Below are 16,397 nucleotides of genomic sequence, written 5' to 3'. Positions count from 1 at the left end.
CTGGACTGATCCGGGCCGACCACGTCTGATCCGGGCCGAAGCGGACTCTGGGTCGAAGTGGACTCATCCGGGCGACCTGGGCCGATGCGGGCTGGGCTGGACTGCCCGGGCCGATCTCGTCTGATCCGGGTCGATCCCGGCCGATCCGGACCGGAGGACCGATCAGTCTGAGTCAAACTGGTGTCATGTCGTCACCCCGCCGCACCTGCCCCATCTGCACCCGCGAGATCGCCGTAGTCGGCGGCCGCTACGCCCGCCACGACCCGCCGGGCCGCCGTACGAGCTTCGAGCTGATCTCCTGCCCCGGCTCCCGCCGGATGGCCCCCCTCATGGCGGCGGCCCCCAAACTCTTCGACCCCGAGGCACCGCCGACCCCCGGCCAGCAGCCGCTGTTCTAGCCGCCCGGCTACGGGCTGGTGCCGCACCGGGGGCGCGGCGGGGCGGCTCACCGGAGGCGGGGTACGCGTGGGCCACGCCGTCGACACGACGGCTGACACCGCTTCCGTACGCGTCCCGTATGTGTTTTGTACGCGTCCCGTACGCGGTGTGGATCCGCGCCCGGAGCGTCACGAGCGGCGCGCCGACGCGAGCGCCGAGCAGTGCGGCGGGCCGAGCGACGGGCCGAGCGACGGGCCGTGCAGGGGTGGCGCCCTCCGAGTGGGCGGCGGCGCGGGCTTGCCGCCGGTGTCCGTACGGAAGAGGGCCAGAACCTGGCCGAGCTGCGGATTCCGGCGGGCGTCGGCGAGGGTGAGCGCGATGCGCGCGACGGTTCTTCCGCTGCGAATGCCCAGGGGCTGACAGCAACTCGCGTCCTGTGGCTGCTGGTTGATGCGGAGTAGCGCATTCAGGGGCAGGGGTGTGATGGTGACGGCGGGGGGCGATTTCGCGGGGGCGGACACGGTCCGATGCCGGGCCGCGCAGCCGCGCAGCCCCACTCCGCGCCGCTGCGCCGGCCCCAGTGGGGTTTCTCCTGCCGCGAGAACGTTGCCTCCGCCGCCGAGCTGCCGTCAGGTGAACGGTCCGGCCTCCCGCGACGTGGCGATGAGCGTCAACTCGCCGCTTTGCCCTCCCGGATGAGGTGCAGGAGCGATTTCAGGGCCAGTGGGGTGGTGGTGATGGCGATGCTGGGTTCGTCGCTCTCGCGGAGGTGGACGCGGCCGGCCGATATGCCGACCTCGACGCAGTTCTCTTCCTCGCCTCCGCCGGAGAACGAGGACTTCTGCCAGGTGATCGATGAGGGCACGACTACGCCTTTCACATGTCCTGTGCGATGCGGTGGATGAGTTCTCGGGACTTGCCAGGGTCCAGCGCCGAGGTGGGCCAGGTAGCGCTTGAGCTGTGGCTCGGCATCCAGGAACGTACTGCCGTGCGAGGCGTCCAGGTGAACCGTATCGAGCTGCGGAACGCTGCCGCAGGCGAAGAGTAATGATGATCGCCGCCGGCTTGTTCATGGCCCGGAAAGCCGCTGCGGCGGCCGGCTGTCGGGCTGCCGTCAAGGATTGGGTGGAATGAATTCGAGAACGCGCGCCGTCCACGCCTTCCCGCAGCTGGGGCAGTGTGGTCGGTAGATCGGCCGCTTCGCCTTCATTTCCTCCAGCGTGAAGAGCGGGAGATCCGGCGAGGCGGTCACCACGCGCATGCCGACTCTGCACTCCATACAGGTCATTGCGAGCGCTTCGCCCGCTACGGCGTCCGAGAAGTCTTCACGAGTGGCGATGCCTGCTGCTACCCGCTCATCCATCCGAGCCAGGTCGGCTCCATTGCTCCAATGCAGATAAAAGCAAGTCAAAGGCCAGTGCGGCATCACGCGCACCAAGAACCGCCGCATGCGGGGATGTGCCGCGAGCACTTCATCGTCGGCCGCGTTGTAATTGACGATCTTCTCATGCGTGCCAATCAATACCGTTGCGGGGTAGTACGAAATGTTCCACTTTCTGAACTTCAGCCTCATGGGTTCCATGGTCACCACATAGAGGTTAGAGGAGGGAGTGGCACGGCCGTTGCGTCGACGAACGTCCTGGGGCGATCCGAAAGTTCAAGAGGGTGATGACGGCGGAAGTGTCGCTTTTGTCGAGACGGCCGTCTTCAGCGGCCGGGCAGCGGAACGACGTTGCCGGCCGCGTCGCAGCGTACGGTCCATGGCTGCCCGTAGCCGGGCTCGTGGACTCGTACGGTCACGTCCGGCGGCTGCTTTCCGCCGGGGAGGCGGGCGTTGGCCGCGGTGCAGACGATCTGGCTGAGGCCGAGGCCGCCGCCGTTCATCTGGGACACGGGGACGGGGAGGCGTACGTCCACGGCGCCATTGGCCGGTTGTGCGGTCACGCGTCCGTTGAACGGGGGGACTTCCGTGGTCAGGCCGCGGGCGCGTTCGGCGGCGTCGGGGCCTTTGAGGAGCAGGTCGAGCGACTGTTGCGGGGGCGCGGGGGCGGTGACCTCGCGGGCTACCGACTGGAGGCCGAGGGGGCTGACGAAGTAGAGCTGTGCGTAGCCGGCCCCGGACCCCGGTTCGCGCAGTCCGGAAGCCGGGGCGCCTGCCTGGACCGGGCCGGTGGAGCCGGCCCCGCAGCCGGTCACGCCGAGCGCCAGCAAGGCGGCCAGGCACGCGAGTGAGCGTTTCACGACGGCTCCTTCGGCGGCGGCTGCGGAAGCGTCACGGTGAACACCGCGCCGCCGTCCGGGAGGTTGGCGGCGGTGAGGGTTCCGTGGTGCAGGCGTACGTTCTCTCGCGCGATGGACAGGCCCAGGCCGCTGCCTTCGGACCGGGTGCGCGCCGTGTCCGCCTTGTAGAAGCGGTCGAAGACATGGGTCAGGACCTCCTCGGGGATGCCGGGGCCGCTGTCGGCGATGTCGATGACGACGGAGTGGGGCGTGGCGGTCGCCCGGACGGTGACGGGGGCCGCGCCGTGGCGCAGGGCGTTGCCGATGAGGTTGGCGAGCACCACGTCGATGCGGCGTGCGTCGACGCGGATGTGCGTACTGCCGCTGGGGAGGTCGGTGACGACCTGGTGCGGTTCGTGCCAGCCCCGCAGCTGGAGCGTCTTGTGGATCAGGGTGCGCAGGTCGACGTCGTCCGGGCGGAGGAGCGCGGCACCGGAGTCGAAACGGGACATCTCCATGAGGTCTTCGACCATCGTGGTCAGCTTGCGGGTCTCGTCGCTGATGAGGAGGACCGCGTCGGCGGTGTCCGCCGGCAGCTTGCCCGAGTGGGCGTCCTCGTCGAGGGCGTCGGTGACGGCGGCCATCGCGGCGAGCGGGGTGCGCAGTTCGTGTGTGACGTCGGCGGCGAACCGGCGGGAGTTGGATTCCATGCGCCGCAGCTTGGTGTCGTTCCGTTCCAGCACGGTGGCCATGGTGTTGAAGGTGCCGGTGAGGGCGGCGAGTTCGTCCTTGCCCGCGGTGTCGAGGCGGGTGTCGAGAGCGCCTTCGGTGATCCTCTCGGCCGCGGCCCGCAGCCGTCGTACGGGACGCAGTACGCGGCGGGCGGCGAACAGGGCGGGGAAGACGGCGAACGCCAGTGCCGGGATCGCGCCTGCCCAGGCGGCGGTGATCAGGGCGGAGATGTCGGCGCGTTCGCGGTCCAGGGAGAGGTCCGCGTAGACGACGAGGCCCGAGGGTTTCCCCTCGTTCTGTCGGCTGTGCCGGGTGTAGTCGACGGGCATGCCGATGATCAGGCGGGGCCGGGCGCCGTGGTCGACGCGCTCGTAGAAGGCGGTGTCGCCTTTTCTGGTGGTCGCGGTGCGCAGGGCGCCGCTGATGTCGGCCGTGGTGCCGATGAGCGGTCCGCCGTCGCGGGAGACGGCGGTGTGCCAGTCACGGGAGCCCGAGGCGCGGTCGAGCTGGCGGGCGAAGACGCGCAGGTCGTCGTCGGTCGGGTCGGCCGGGAGGTTCGGGGCGAGGGAATTGGTCTGGAGGCGCAGGTCGCCGACGGCGCTGTGCTGGGTGCGGTCCAGGATCGACTGGCGGGCCTGGCGGTAGGTGAGCGCGGCCGTGATCAGCGCGCTGACCGCGGCGACCAGGAGGAACGCGATGATCAGGCGCGGGCGCAGACCGCGGGGTGGGCGCAGACCACGGAGCGGGTGCAGGCCACGGAGCGGGTGCAGGCCACGGAGCGGGTGCAGGCCGCGGGGTGGTGTGAGCTTCATGCGGGCAGCGGGCCGAAGCGGTAGCCGAAGCCGCGCACGGTCTGTACGTACAGTGGCCGCCGCGGGTCGTCCTCGATCTTGGAGCGCAGCCGCATGACGCAGGCGTCGACCAGGCGGGCGTCCCCGTAGTAGCTGTGCTCCCAAATGTCCTCAAGGAGCTGCTGGCGGTTGAAGGTGCGCTCGGGGGCGGCGCTGAGGAAGAGCAGCAGCTTCAGCTCCGAGGGGGCGAGGACGAGGTCCGCGCCCCTCTTGCGGACGATGAGCGCGTCGCGGTCGATCTCCAGATCGCCGATCCGGGTCAGGCCGGTGGCCGGGCCGGCGGCGTCCTGGGCGGGGGCGACGCGCCGCAGGACCGCGCGCATCCGCGCCTCGATGACCGCGGCGCTCGCCGGCTTGACGACGTAGTCGTCGGCGCCCCCCTCAAGGCCGACGACGATGTCGATGTCGTCGCCGCGGGCGGACAGGATGACCAGGGGTACCTGGCTGGTCTCGCGGATGCGGCGGCACACCTCCAGGCCGCTCATTCCCGGCAGCATCAGGTCCAGCAGCACGAGGTCGGGTCTGATGGCCTCCAGCGCCTCCAGACCGTCCTCACCGGTGCCGACCGCCTCCGTCTCGTGGCCCATGCGGTTCAGGCCGAACACGATGCCGCGGCGTACGGCCGAGTCGTCCTCGATCAGCAGGACGCGGGACATGGACGGTACCTCCCGGGCAGCGAGCACAGATGTCATATCGGTTCATATCGTGACGCAGGGTGTGTACGGTCGTCGACTCCACGCGCAGGGGCATACAGCCGTCGCCTCCCACGACGCAGTGGACGTACGGCTGTCGCCCCACGACACAGTCTGACTCCACGACGTAGGAAGGCTCGACACCGCAGGGAGCGTACGGCCGCCGACTCAACGGCGTGCTCACCGCAACTGCTCCATGTCGACCGTGCCCGCTCCCGTCACCGGCTCGGGCACCGTCGCCCACAACACGGCCGTCGCCAGCGCCGCCACGGCCACGGCGGCCGCTCCGCGTCGGCCGCGCGCCCAGCCCGCCCGGAACCGCACCGGGTCCTCTACGCCCGCCTTCGTCAGCGCCGCCGCCACCAGTGACACCGCGATGGCGATGGCTGCCGCACCCCAGTCGCCGAGCCCGGTGAGCCGGGGCGACAACAGCAGGAAGACCGGCCAATGCCACAGGTAGAGACTGTACGAGAGCGCGCCGAGGCCCCGCGGGAGCCGACTGCCGGCGACGCGCGCCGCGTACGTATCCGGTACGTGCGTCAGGAGCGCGATGAGTACGGCCGCGGCGAGCGAGTGTAGGAACAGCCCGCCCTTGAAGAGCAGCGGCGAGCCCTCGCCCCCGGTCACCGTCCAGGCCACGGCGAGGGCGCACGCGATCCCCAGGCACACCAGGTCGGCCGCGCGACGCGGTACCCGGCGTGCCAGGGACCGCAGCGGAGCCGTGGCGGCCAGCGCCCCGAGCAGCAGGGCGGCCGCGCGGGTGTCGGTGCCCTCGTAGGCGCGGGTGGTGTCCACGGCCGTCCCGAGCCAGACGGTCAGGAAGAGCGAGACCAGGGCGCCCGCCCCGGCGAGTACCGCCACGATCCGCTGGCGGTACCGCCCCCGGGCGGCCACCGCCACGACCAGCGGCCAGACCAGATAGAACTGCCACTCCACACCGATGCTCCACAGGTGGGCGAAGACCCGGGTGCCGGAACCCTCCCAGTAGCCGATCTGCTCACCGATGTAGTGCCAGTTGACCGCCTGGGCCCCGACCCAGGGCACGTCGTCCAGCGCGAACCGCAGCAAGGTGGGGCCGCCCCACGCCCAAGTGGCCGGCAGGACGACGACCACCACACAGACCAGGGCAGGCAGCAGCCGCCGGGCCCGGCGCCACCAGAAGGCGCCCAAGGCGATCCGGCCCTTCTTCGCCGTTTCGCCGAGCAGCAGGCCGGTGATCAGGAACCCGGACAGCACGAAGAACAGGTCGACTCCGAGGAACCCGCCGCTCAGCAGGCCGGCGTGGAAGAGCAGTACGGCCGCCACGGCGAAGCCGCGCAGCCCGTCGAGCGCGGAGACATGGTTACGGGCGGTTCCCCGGCTATCGGGTAGCCGGTGCCGCCCGGGAACGGCAGGGACAAGAGCTGCCGCCGACGAGGCCACTACGGCCCCTCAGCTCTCGCACTTGAGCTTGCCGTACCGGTCGGAACCGGTCCACCCGCTCTTGGCCCACTTGTCCACGGGCGCGGGCTTGAACCCCTCGCGCTTGCCGAGCTCCTCGCCGAACCACTTGGCGAAGACAGCCGCCCCCTGCTGACAGTTGTGAATCCCGTCCGGCCCACGCTGCGCCTTCTTGGCCGACCTGTCCGTGCCCCACAGCTGCGAGGCGTCCAGGTACGCCGCAGCGCCCCCGCTCTTCCCGGCGACCTCCTCGGCCGTCTTCGGCGCGGTACGCATCTGCGCCTCGTGCTGCTTGTAGAAATCGTCGACCTTGATGGGCGGTGACGGCACGAACACCACCTTCGCCCCGGCGTTCTTCGCCGTGCGCACGAGCTTGTCGTACGCGGCGCGCTGCTGGTCCGCGCTTCCCCAGTCGTACGTGGTGACCTGATAGGCGATCACGGTCGGCTTGAACGTCTTGATGTTCTCGGCCAGTTGCTTCCACGTGTCGCCGGAGATCATCTGCGTGATCTTCTCGCCGCTGTCCACGACCGTGCCGCCGCCCTCGGACGAGGCGTCCTTGAACTTCACGCCGCTCGCCTCCAGCGCCGCGCCGATCGCCGGAGCCTCGGCCCCGGCGATGGAGTCACCCACCCACAGAACCTTCGCCCCGCTGCCGGCGGACGCCTTCTGCTTCCCCTTCCCCTCGGCCCCGGAGCCCGACTCCTGCTGCCCGCAGCCCACCAGCGCCAGCCCGAGCACGGCTACGGCAGCCACTGCGGTCAGAACGGGGCGGTACGGGGGGCGGTGCTTCTCATTGCTGTTCATGCTGTTCGTGTCGCTCATGCGCTGAGAAAATCAGCCGGATGACACCGGATCGCCGCCCGTCATCGTCCGCTCATATTCCGGGAAAGAAACCCTCATGGATCTCGACTCGGTACGACGCCCCGGCCGTGACTTCGTCGCCGGTCCTGCACGCCCTGGACCTGACCGCCGCCGTGGACGCGGCGGCCCTGTTCACATCGGAACTGGTGACCAACACCTACCTCCACGCCTCCAGGCCAGGGGCGCGGGCTCCCTCCTCTGGCTGGCGATCGGACTGCCCTCGGTCCCCGCGTAACGGTCTACGACGACAACCCCACCGAACCGGTCTCCCACCCGTCTCCCGATTTCGACGAACACGGCAGGGGTCTGCACTTGGTGGGCGCGCTGGCGGACAAGTGGGGCGTATGCCAGGGCGCTCCGCTGGGCTGGGGGTATGCGGGGCGAGGGGGTGTGGTTCGTGCTGGCGGCGGGGTGACGGGCTGCCGGGCTGTGCCCCTTGGTCAAACACGCTGCGCAACCGAGCGGAAGGGACCGTGCGGGGCCCTGCCAATACGAGCAGCTCGGCGCTGGGGCGGCAGGTGAGGCCGTGCCAGTTCGGGCACCAGAAAGCCGACCAGCCATCGTCGCCGACTGCCGCCCAACCTGTCGGTCTCTTGAAGCGGAACGCTCGACTGCCCTGCCAGCGAGGCCGGCTACCCCGGTTACTGCTCCCGAGGCCCAGTGCCGGGGTCGGACCGGAAGCCAAGGAAGGCGGATGCGGACAGAGAGGTGTCGATCAGATGTTCGCGAGTCGGAGACGGAACCGTGAAATGATTCTCCGATATGAAATCCAGGAACTCATACGGCATATGGATCGGGTACCGTTCGACATAGGCTGGCAGATCCAGGCGCCAAATGAAAGTGCCGTCCGTCAGGATTGATGAACCGTCAGGCACTCGAAAGGCCCCCTCAAGGACATCGACGGTCACTTCCATGATGTCCAGGATCGGGTGCCCCGAGCTAAGGTATCGGACGATTCGCCATTTGGGGTATTGGTGGTGAATGGTGAGGGAGTCCCGGATCGAACCCTGATGGGTCCGCGGTGAATCGGTCTCCAACTCACGGAAGAATCCGACCGGCTGCACTGTGCCCGACATTCGATACCGCTGCGTAGAATTATTGCGTCGACGGAAAGACCTATTCGGTGCCCCGGAGTGGGCCGTACTTCGAGGGCGTGCGATGGTCGCCGTGGTCCTCATGCCAGACACATTGTGCGGCATGCACGTAACCTTCGCCGTTGTTCAAGAGAAACAAGGATCCGTGGGTGATTTTCTCTGCGGTTTCCCCTAGTGTGTCCAACCTTTCTTGTTCAGTCGCTTCGCTGATGGAGAGCGCGTCATAGCTGGGTTTCACGTGCATGAGTGTGACCGCCGGGAAGGCGACGTCGATCCGCGTTTCGTACTGCTGAGGATGAAAACTCCTCAGCAGTAGCATCGAGTGGCTTACTGAATATTGCCATACTTGAAATTCTCGATCCCATGAAATGATTTCTTGCATGCTACCTCTTAGGTATTGGCCATTCTTCTGGCGGTGGTATGGGTTGCAGTTTCCCGTTGTCGTAGAAGGTTACACTCTCCCACGAGCGGTCTCCAAGGCGAACCGACTTCCCAACGTGGTACATTTCACGCTCTGTGGCCCACCAGTTATTCCCCATGCCGTTCTCGTATGCCCTCATGAAGCGGTCCACCGGTGTTTTTCCAATGAAACCATCAATGGGGATGTGTAGATGGATATCAGGATTGTGTGCCGCTGCCCGCACCTCGGATTCCCAGTCCCAGTGGTCCAAAAAATGCGTATAGTTATTATTAGCGGCGAATTCCCGCAAGCCATGTTTCCGGATCCCGAGGGCCACGTTATTTGGGCACGGAGCGAGCCCCAAGGGGTCCATCCACGTATGCGGATTATGAACATACGCGACCGGGTTCGGAGCCGGAGCCAGCCCCAGCGGGTCCGGCGTAGCGTAGCGGGCCGTTTCCGGGTCGTAGTGGCGGTGGTAATTGTAGTGGAGGCCGGTTTCCGGGTCGAAGTATTGGCCGGGGAAGCGGAGTGGGGTGTAGGCGGGGCTGTTCACCGGCCAGGTGGTGGCGCCCCAGAGAGTGGATCTTTTGCGCCAGGCGATTTCACCGGACTCGGCTACGAGTTCGCTCGGGGCGCCCACCAAGTCCGTGATGATGGCGAAGAAGCGCCGGTCGATTTCCTGTTGGGGTGCTTCGGACGCCGTGATGCGTTCGGTCTGGGCGATCGGCTGGAGGCCGTTGTGGTCCCAGGTGAGGGTGACCGCGTTCGGGTGGGTGGTAGTGGTCGTGGTCTGTTCGGTGAGGGTGGGGCCGTCCCAGGTGAAGTCGGTCTGTTCCGCCACCTCGCCCGACTCCGTCAGGCGTTGCTTTGCCGTGCGGCGGCCCAGCGGGTCGTAGCGGTAGCGCCAGCGGGTGCCGTCCGGGGTCGTCACGGAGGTGAGGCGGTCCTCCGCGTCCCACTCGTAGCGCCAGGTGTCCGGCTTGCGGGAGAGGCGGGTCTTCTGGCGGAGTACGACGCGGCCCAGCGCGTCGTACTCGTAGCGGACGGCGCCCGCCCGGGTGACGCGGGTGCCGGTGTAGGCGCGGGCGCCACGGGCCTCGGCGCCCGGGTGGTCGTCCGGCCAGTCGGCTTCCGACTGGTTGCCCGCCGCGTCGTACGCGTAGCGCTCCGTCCAGTCGGGGGCGTCGACCGACGTGACGCGGCCCGTCGCGTCCAGGCTGAAGGCGCGGGGACCGGCGAGCAGGTCGTCGACGGCGGTGAGGTTGCCGTCGCGGCGGTAGGTGTACGCGCGTGACTGGAGTGGGGCCTCGGCCGTACCCGTCGTCACGGTCTGGTCCGTGAGGCGCCCGGTCGGGTCCCACGCCTGCGTCAGCGTCAGCTCGTCGCCGAAGTGGCGCGCGACCTCCCGCCCCGCCGCGTCGTGTTCCAGCGCGAAAGCGTGCCCGGAGGCGGACACGGCGGTGCGGCGGCCCGCCGCGTCGTACGACCAGGTGCTGACCGCGCCCGAGGGGGTGACCCGGCGCGTACGACGGCCCAGCTCGTCGTAGGCGAAGGTCAGAGTGCGGCCGTCGCACGTCTGCGACTTGACGCGGCCGAGCCGGTCGCGGCCGTAGACGAGCGTCGCGTCCGGACCCGCCGCCTCCATGAGCCGGCCCGCCGCGTCGTGCCGGAACCGGGTGACGTTCCCCGCCGCGTCCTTCGCGACGACGCGGTCGAGCACGTCGTGCTCGTAGCCGATGGTCTGCCCGAGCGCGTCGGTACGGGACGTGAGGCGGCCCGCCGCGTCGTGCGCGTACGTCAGCGTGCGCCCGTCGAAGTCCGTCTCGGCGAGGAGGCGGCCCGTCGGGTCGTACTCATAACTCCACTCCAAGCCTTGGGGGTTGACCACCCCGACGAGCTGGAGCTGAGTGTTGTGCCTGAACTCGTGGCGCACCCCGTCCGGCCCGGTCCGCGCGCTGAGCTGGTCGAAGTGTGTGTACTCGGAGCGGGTCACGCCGCCGAGCGCGTCGGTGTGCGCGGTGCAGTTGCCCTCGCCGTCGTACGTCCAGGACTGCTCGGAACCGTCCGCCTCGACGCGGCGCACCAGCTTCCCCTCCACCGACCAGGAGAGCCGGGTCGTCGCGCCCGCCGGGTCGACGACAGCGGTGATGCGGCCGAAGACGTCCCGCCGGTAGCTGGTCGTGCCGCCCAGCGGGTCGGTGATCTCCACCGGCAGCCCGGCCGCGTCGCACCGGATGCGGGTGGTGGCGCCCAGCGCGTCCGTCGCCGAGGCGGGGTGGCCCAGCGCGTCGTACGTGAAGCGGGTGACGGCGCCGGCGGGATCGGTGACCGAGGTGCGCCGGCCCGCGCCGTCGAACGTCTGGTGCCATGTCGAGCCGTCCGGATCCGTGATCGTCTCCGGCCTGCCCAGCTCGTTGTACGAGGCCGTGGCCGCGCGTCCGTCCGGGCGGATGAGAGCGGTCAGCCGCCCCGCCTCGTCACGGCGGTACTCGGTGGTGCGGCCGAGCGCGTCGGTGCGTGAGCGCAACCGGTCGTAGCGGTCCCACCGGGAATGGACGGCCGCGCCCGTGGGGTCGATCTCGGTGACGACCTGGAGGGCACGATTGATGACGTAACGGCTGGTGTGGCCAAGCGAGTTGGTGAGGGTCGTGACGCTCAGGCCCGTGTCCGGGTCGCGCGGCCCGTACTCCAGAGTGGCCCGCATATGGCCTTCGGCCCCGGACTCGAAGACGCAGCGGTCCCACTCGTCGTACGTGTACTCGTAACGGCTGTCATTGCGGTCCGTCCACGCCGTGATGCGGCCGCCCTCGTCGTACTCGAACCGCAGCGGCAGCCCGGAGGAGTTGACGACCTCCGTGAGGTCACCGCCGGTGTAGCCGTAGCGCACCAGCTCCGCGTCGGCCCCGCCCGGCCCGCCGCCCACCAGGTGCAGCGCCGTGATGCGCGGCCCCCCGTCCGTAGCGCCCGTGGTCACGCGGACGCGGTAGCCGCTGTCGTGGACGATGGCGGTCGGTACGCCGCCCGCGTCCCGTTCGAAGGCGATCCAGTGGCCGCTGCGGTCCGAGATCTGCTCCAGCGGGGCCGTCCCGTTGCTGTACGGGCCTGCATACGCGCCTCCGTACGGGCCTTCGTACGCGCCTCCGTACGGGCCTTCGTGCGCGCCTCCGTACGTGTCTCCGTGCGGGCCCGCGTACGGACCTCCGTCCGGACGTGAGGCGGTCCCGCCTTCGCCCGGACGTGAGGCGAGTCCCTCGTCGCCGCACACCCCGAAGTGCCACGTCCGCCCCGTAGCCGGGTCCCGCACGGCAAAGCCGCCGTCCTCGGGAACCTCCAGCGGCCACCGCGGCCCCTCGACCGGCAGCGTCGGCACGCCCGGCACCGGATGCGGATAGGACAGCACCATGCCGTCCTCGCCGACGAACACCACACCCTCGGCGTCGATCTCCAGCCGCTGGTCAGCCGTGCTCGACCAGGACGGCCCCAGCCACTGCCCGGCCCGGTACCCGGACTGCGCCTTCCGTACGAACGCCAGCGGCAGCGCACCCGGCAGCACCACGTCGACCTGCGGCAGGAACATCCGGCCCGAGGCCAGGTCGACCGGGTCCGTGCCCTTCGTGGCCTTCGTGCCGTCCGGGCGGGAGCCCTCGTGCGGGCCCCGCTCGGCCTCGTGCCGCGCCGCGCTCTTGCCGGCCTGCCTCGCGCCGGTCTCCGCGCCCTCCTCCGCCGCCTTCTTGGTGGCGTTGAGCACCGCGCCCTCGGTCGCCTTCGCCGCCGTCCCGGCGCCGCCGGTGCCGAGCGCCATGATGATGTTGCCGAACAGCCGGCCGCCCGCCTCCGACGGGTCCGAGCCCCAGCCGGTGCCCAGCAGAGCGCCGGGCAGCCGCTCCGGGTGGGAGGCGAGGGAGAGGATGCCGGCGGCGGTGTTGGAGACGGTGTCGAGGTACGTCGCGGGGTGCGTGAGGTTGTATGGATCCGTCGGGTTGAGGCCGCGGGCGAACTTCAGCACGTCCGTGCCCGAGCGGATGACGCCGCCGGTGAAGTGCAGCAGCTCGACCTGGCCGCCCTCGAACCCGTCGAGCGCGTCCCCGGCCATCCGGTCGTGGAACTCGGGCTTGTCCGGGGCCAGTTTCGTCGCGGCGTCGATCTTCGTCTTCGCGGTGGCGGCCGCCGTGTTGCGCTGCTTACGGGCCTCGGCGAGGATCCGCTGCGCCTCCTTGCCGTCCGCCACCCCCGGGTCGTGGAACGCGCCGGGCTTCGGCCCCGGGTCCTCGCCCTTGTCGACCTTCGCGTTGTAGGCGTCGATCTTCTTGTTGTGCGCGTCCACGGCCTCCTTGGACGCGGCCTTGCCCTTCTTATAGAGGCGGACCGCCTCCTTCGCCTGCTTCTGCGCCCAGGTGACCGTGTGCCCGTACGCCGTCAGCGCGCCCGCGGCGTCCTCGCAGGCGTCGGCGGCCCGCGCCCACTTCTTCGGATGCTCCGCGAACTTCTTGGCGAACGCCTCCTTGCCCTCGCCCTCCCACTCCGCGGAGCCGACCTTCAGCAGCCCGGCGTGCACGGTGTCGAAGGCGGTGTGGAACTTCTTGAGGTGCTCGGCCGCCGCCTCGATCCGCTTCACGTCGCCGTGAATCAGCTCATCGGCCTCCTCGGTCTGCCCGAGCTGCTTCTCGTCGACCTCCGCGCCGAGATCGGAGGCGGTCTCGTCGCCCCAGTCCTCGACAGAATCCGCCCAGTCGTGCAGGCCGATGTGGTCGAGGCCGTCGCTGACCTTGTGGGTCGCGTACTCGACGCCCTCGCCGACGAGCTTCTTGCCCTGCTCGACCTTCCCCTCGACCCAGTCGCCGCCCTTGTCGACCCAGTCCGTGAACCCCATCAGCCGTAGTCCTCGATCTTGCTCACCACATGCACCGCCGGGCCGACGGGGCCGAGGCCCCAGCCCGACTGGACGTCGTCGGCCGTCCTCGACCAGGTCTCCTTCGCGTTCCCGGCCGCGTCCTGGAAGGACTTCGCGCTGTAGTCCGCGTCCCGCACCTGCGTATACGGGTTGTCCGCCAGGGTCTCTCCCCAGGACTGCTTCTCGACCTGCTCCTCCGTCAGGTGCGGGTTGCCCATGGCCGCGTTCGTGGTGACCTTGAGGGTGTTCGAGATGTACTCATCGGTCTCGTGGTAATAACCCGCCGCCAGGCCCACCCGGTGGGCGAACTCGTTGCCGTCGCGCACCAAGGCCCGTACGCCCCACTCCCAGCGGTCGCAGAACGCCTTGAAGGACGAGGTCAGGTCCTCCTGCCCGGCCTCCAGGCCGCTCAGGGCGAGCTCGGAGAAACCGCGCCCGACCGCCGCGTCGCCCGGCGAACCGACCTTCTTCAGCTCACCGATGGCCCCGTCGAGCCCCTTGGTGATGTTGCCCAGCGCTTCCTTGCCGGCCTTGAGGCCGTCCCCGCCGCTCACCGCGGCCCCTCCTGATCAGCCGGGTCCGTCGGGTCCGCCCGGTCCGCCCGCTCGGCCCGGTCCGACGGGTCCGCCGGGCCTGCCGCGTCCGCCGGCTCCTCCTGACCCGCCGCGCCCTCCGGGTCCGCGCCCTCCGGGTCCGCGACCGCCGCGTCCTCCGGCCGCCAGTTCTCCGGCGCGTCGACCGCGCACGCGTCCGGCACGATGCCCACCACCGGCGGGAACATCATCGGGTGCTCGCTGCCGACGTCCAGCGCCACCCCCGCCGGGACGCCGACGGCGGGCACGACGACGTCCAGCAATCGGGCACCGAGCACGGACCGGTACTCCCAGTCCGCGCCCTCGCCGCCCTCGCCGCCTCCGCCGCCTCCCCGGGCGGCGGCGAACCGGGCCAGCGCCGCCTCGTCGGTGAACGCGCAGATCCAGCGGATTCCCCCGAACTCCACCGACAACAGCCCGTCCTCGCCCGGCCCCTCCGTCGGCACCAGCACCGCCGTACGCCGCAACTCCCCGACCATCGCGGCCGGGTGCCCCCGCTCCGCGTGAACCGCGGCAACCTCATTCGTCAGTGACACCGCACCCACCCCCCTTGTGGACAGCAGCGTACAAAGCCCCACTGACAACCGGGAGCACGGCCCCGAATTCCGGCACCCGCCGCCCCACGCGGCCTACCGGCAGGTCACATCCCGCCCCGGCCGGTGCCCCGTCGTCAGGTACGCGGTGACCAGCGCGTCACCGCAGGCGTTGCCGTGCGCGAGGTACGAGCCGTGGCCGCCCGCGTCCACGGCGATCATGCGGGCGCGGTCGCCGAAGGCGTGGCGGAGCTTCAGGGCCCCGCTGTACGGGGTCGCGGGGTCGCGGAGGTTCTGGATCAGCAGGATGTTGGAGGGGCCGCGGGGGGTGACGCGTACGGGCTTGTCGGCGGGGCCGGTGGGCCAGAAGGCGCACGGGAGGATGCCGGCCGGCTGGCCCGCGGTGAGCGGGTAGCGGGCCCGGTTCGCGGCGACGGCCTTGGCGTAGGCGGGGATCGGGTTCGGCCAGGACACGTCGTTGCAGAGAGTGGCGACGGCCATGGCGGCGGTGTTCTGCATCGCCGCGTCGGGCGGGGTGTTCGGGGCGGGCAGTGCCCGGTGCGCGGGGTCGGACGCGGCGCGTATCAGGTCGGCCACCGCCGCGAAACGGTCGCTGTCGTAGAGCGCGTCGAAGAGGGACTGGCGCAGTACGTTGCCGTTGAGCTCCGCGGGGTTGGCGCCTGGCCAGGGGAGCGGATGCCGGTCCAGGCGGGCGGCCAGGCGCAGGAACAGCGGCCGCACCTCGGCCGGGGTACGGGCGAGGCGGCCCGCGCCGCGTTCCGGGGCGGCGGCCCACCGCGCGAAGTCGGGGAAGCGGTCCTCGGCCCCGACGGCGCCGTTCGCCAGCCAGCCGCGCTCCACCAGCTCGGGGTTCGGGTCGTCGTTGCTGTCCAGCACCACGCGGTCGGTGCGGCCCGGGAACATCGTCGCGTAGACGGAACCGACGTACGTACCGTACGAGACGCCCCAGGCCGACAGCTTCTCCTCGCCCAGCGCCCGCCGGATGACGTCGATGTCGCGGGCCTCGTTGACGCTGCTCACGCTGCGCAGCACCGGGCCGCCGTCGCGGAGGCAGGCGTCGGCGGCGCGGCGGGCGCTTGCCGCGTTCCGCGAGATGTCGCCGCCGGGGCCGGGCCAGGACCGGATGGTGGTCAGGGCCACGTCCTCGTGGGACAGGCCGCAGCTGATGGGCGCGGAGCGGCCGACGCCGCGCGGGTCGAAGCCGACGAGGTCGTATGTGTCGCGTACGGACTTCGGCAGCTTCGCGAGCTTGGCGCTGGGGTCCTTCCAGCTCGATCCGCCGGGGCCGCCGGGGATCAGCAGCAGGGCGCCGCGCCGTCGGTCGGGGTTCTCGCTGCGGATGCGGGAGACGGCCAGGTCGAGGCGGGGGCCGTCCGGTGCGCGGTAGTCCAGCGGTACGGACACGGTCGCGCACTCCTGGCGCGGGTCGAGGCCCTTGCCCTCGCATGTCGACCACGCGACGGGAACGGTCGAACGGGCCGTTCCGGCGGCTTCCGCGCCGGGTGCCGTCATCGTCAGCGCCGCCGCGGCGGCCGCCAGCGGGAAGGCGAGGGTTCTGCGGTTCCAGAGGCTCATGGAGGCCATCGTTGTGGCCCGCGAAGCCCGTGCCCATCCGGCGAACCAGACGCCGACAGTGGTGCTACCTGGGGGACTGGAAGCCGACAGTGGTGCTGTCTGGGGGCTGT

General features: G+C 70.3%; 14 protein-coding genes. 1 reads left to right on the top strand and 13 read right to left on the bottom strand.

Annotated features, from left to right (window positions below):
- The first annotated feature begins 185 nt into the window (after positions 1–185).
- Complete coding sequence (locus tag AC07AB_RS28745; RefSeq protein WP_478572626.1) at positions 186–398, top strand: hypothetical protein; 213 nt, start codon at positions 186–188, stop codon at positions 396–398.
- 168 nt (positions 399–566) lie between these two features.
- On the opposite strand, the gene AC07AB_RS28740 is transcribed toward AC07AB_RS28745, so the two are convergent.
- The 13 genes from AC07AB_RS28740 to AC07AB_RS28680 all read right to left on the bottom strand — a co-directional run bounded on the left by AC07AB_RS28740 (position 567) and on the right by AC07AB_RS28680 (position 16,287).
- Complete coding sequence (locus tag AC07AB_RS28740; RefSeq protein WP_478572623.1) at positions 567–899, bottom strand: hypothetical protein; 333 nt, start codon at positions 897–899, stop codon at positions 567–569.
- Between the two features lie 149 nt (positions 900–1,048).
- A complete protein-coding gene (locus AC07AB_RS28735) occupies positions 1,049–1,243 on the bottom strand; it encodes a DUF397 domain-containing protein (protein ID WP_478572620.1) in 195 nt (64 codons plus the stop codon).
- Between the two features lie 249 nt (positions 1,244–1,492).
- Positions 1,493–1,966 (bottom strand): hypothetical protein, encoded by a 474-nt coding sequence (locus tag AC07AB_RS28730; protein ID WP_478572617.1) that lies wholly within the window; start codon positions 1,964–1,966, stop codon positions 1,493–1,495.
- A 119-nt stretch (positions 1,967–2,085) separates the two neighbouring features.
- Positions 2,086–2,619, bottom strand: coding sequence for a hypothetical protein (locus AC07AB_RS28725; RefSeq protein WP_478572614.1), 534 nt, complete (start codon positions 2,617–2,619; stop codon positions 2,086–2,088).
- Positions 2,616–4,142 carry a sensor histidine kinase gene (locus AC07AB_RS28720; RefSeq protein WP_478572611.1) on the bottom strand — a complete coding sequence of 509 codons (1,527 nt, stop codon included), beginning with the start codon at positions 4,140–4,142 and terminating at the stop codon, positions 2,616–2,618. The genes AC07AB_RS28725 and AC07AB_RS28720 overlap by 4 nt, the downstream gene beginning before the upstream one ends.
- Positions 4,139–4,837 (bottom strand): response regulator, encoded by a 699-nt coding sequence (locus AC07AB_RS28715; protein ID WP_478572608.1) that lies wholly within the window; start codon positions 4,835–4,837, stop codon positions 4,139–4,141. The genes AC07AB_RS28720 and AC07AB_RS28715 overlap by 4 nt, the downstream gene beginning before the upstream one ends.
- Positions 4,838–5,053: 216 nt before the next feature.
- A complete protein-coding gene (locus AC07AB_RS28710; protein ID WP_478572605.1) occupies positions 5,054–6,295 on the bottom strand; it encodes an acyltransferase family protein in 1,242 nt (413 codons plus the stop codon).
- Positions 6,296–6,304: 9 nt separating this feature from the next.
- Positions 6,305–7,138, bottom strand: a complete 834-nt coding sequence (locus tag AC07AB_RS28705) for an SGNH/GDSL hydrolase family protein (protein ID WP_478572602.1) — start codon at positions 7,136–7,138, stop codon at positions 6,305–6,307.
- A gap of 1,155 nt (positions 7,139–8,293) precedes the next feature.
- A complete protein-coding gene (locus AC07AB_RS28700; RefSeq protein ID WP_478572600.1) occupies positions 8,294–8,653 on the bottom strand; it encodes a hypothetical protein in 360 nt (119 codons plus the stop codon).
- 1 nt (position 8,654) lies between these two features.
- Positions 8,655–13,544 carry a putative T7SS-secreted protein gene (locus tag AC07AB_RS28695; protein WP_478572597.1) on the bottom strand — a complete coding sequence of 1,630 codons (4,890 nt, stop codon included), beginning with the start codon at positions 13,542–13,544 and terminating at the stop codon, positions 8,655–8,657.
- A complete protein-coding gene (locus AC07AB_RS28690; protein WP_478572594.1) occupies positions 13,544–14,119 on the bottom strand; it encodes a hypothetical protein in 576 nt (191 codons plus the stop codon). Before AC07AB_RS28690 ends, AC07AB_RS28695 begins: the two co-directional genes overlap by 1 nt.
- Positions 14,116–14,694, bottom strand: a complete 579-nt coding sequence (locus AC07AB_RS28685) for an SseB family protein (protein ID WP_478572591.1) — start codon at positions 14,692–14,694, stop codon at positions 14,116–14,118. The genes AC07AB_RS28690 and AC07AB_RS28685 overlap by 4 nt, the downstream gene beginning before the upstream one ends.
- Positions 14,695–14,787: 93 nt before the next feature.
- Positions 14,788–16,287: an alpha/beta hydrolase gene (locus AC07AB_RS28680; protein ID WP_478572588.1), complete on the bottom strand. Its 1,500-nt coding sequence runs from the start codon at positions 16,285–16,287 to the stop codon at positions 14,788–14,790.
- Positions 16,288–16,397 lie beyond the last annotated feature (110 nt).

It is taken from the genome of Streptomyces sp. NPDC044033 (assembly GCF_056434425.1).
Note: the sequence above shows the minus strand (reverse complement) of the source record. Positions and strands in the feature narration are given on the sequence as shown.

What these genes read in the sequence shown, in the direction of transcription:
- AC07AB_RS28745 (WP_478572626.1), top strand. Translation starts at nt 186, where the DNA reads ATGTCGTCACCCCGCCGCACCTGCCCCATCTGCACCCGCGAGATCGCC.
- AC07AB_RS28720 (WP_478572611.1), bottom strand. Translation starts at nt 4,142, where the DNA reads ATGAAGCTCACACCACCCCGCGGCCTGCACCCGCTCCGTGGCCTGCAC.
- AC07AB_RS28715 (WP_478572608.1), bottom strand. Translation starts at nt 4,837, where the DNA reads ATGTCCCGCGTCCTGCTGATCGAGGACGACTCGGCCGTACGCCGCGGC.
- AC07AB_RS28705 (WP_478572602.1), bottom strand. Translation starts at nt 7,138, where the DNA reads ATGAGCGACACGAACAGCATGAACAGCAATGAGAAGCACCGCCCCCCG.
- AC07AB_RS28700 (WP_478572600.1), bottom strand. Translation starts at nt 8,653, where the DNA reads ATGCAAGAAATCATTTCATGGGATCGAGAATTTCAAGTATGGCAATAT.
- AC07AB_RS28695 (WP_478572597.1), bottom strand. Translation starts at nt 13,544, where the DNA reads ATGGGGTTCACGGACTGGGTCGACAAGGGCGGCGACTGGGTCGAGGGG.
- AC07AB_RS28680 (WP_478572588.1), bottom strand. Translation starts at nt 16,287, where the DNA reads ATGAGCCTCTGGAACCGCAGAACCCTCGCCTTCCCGCTGGCGGCCGCC.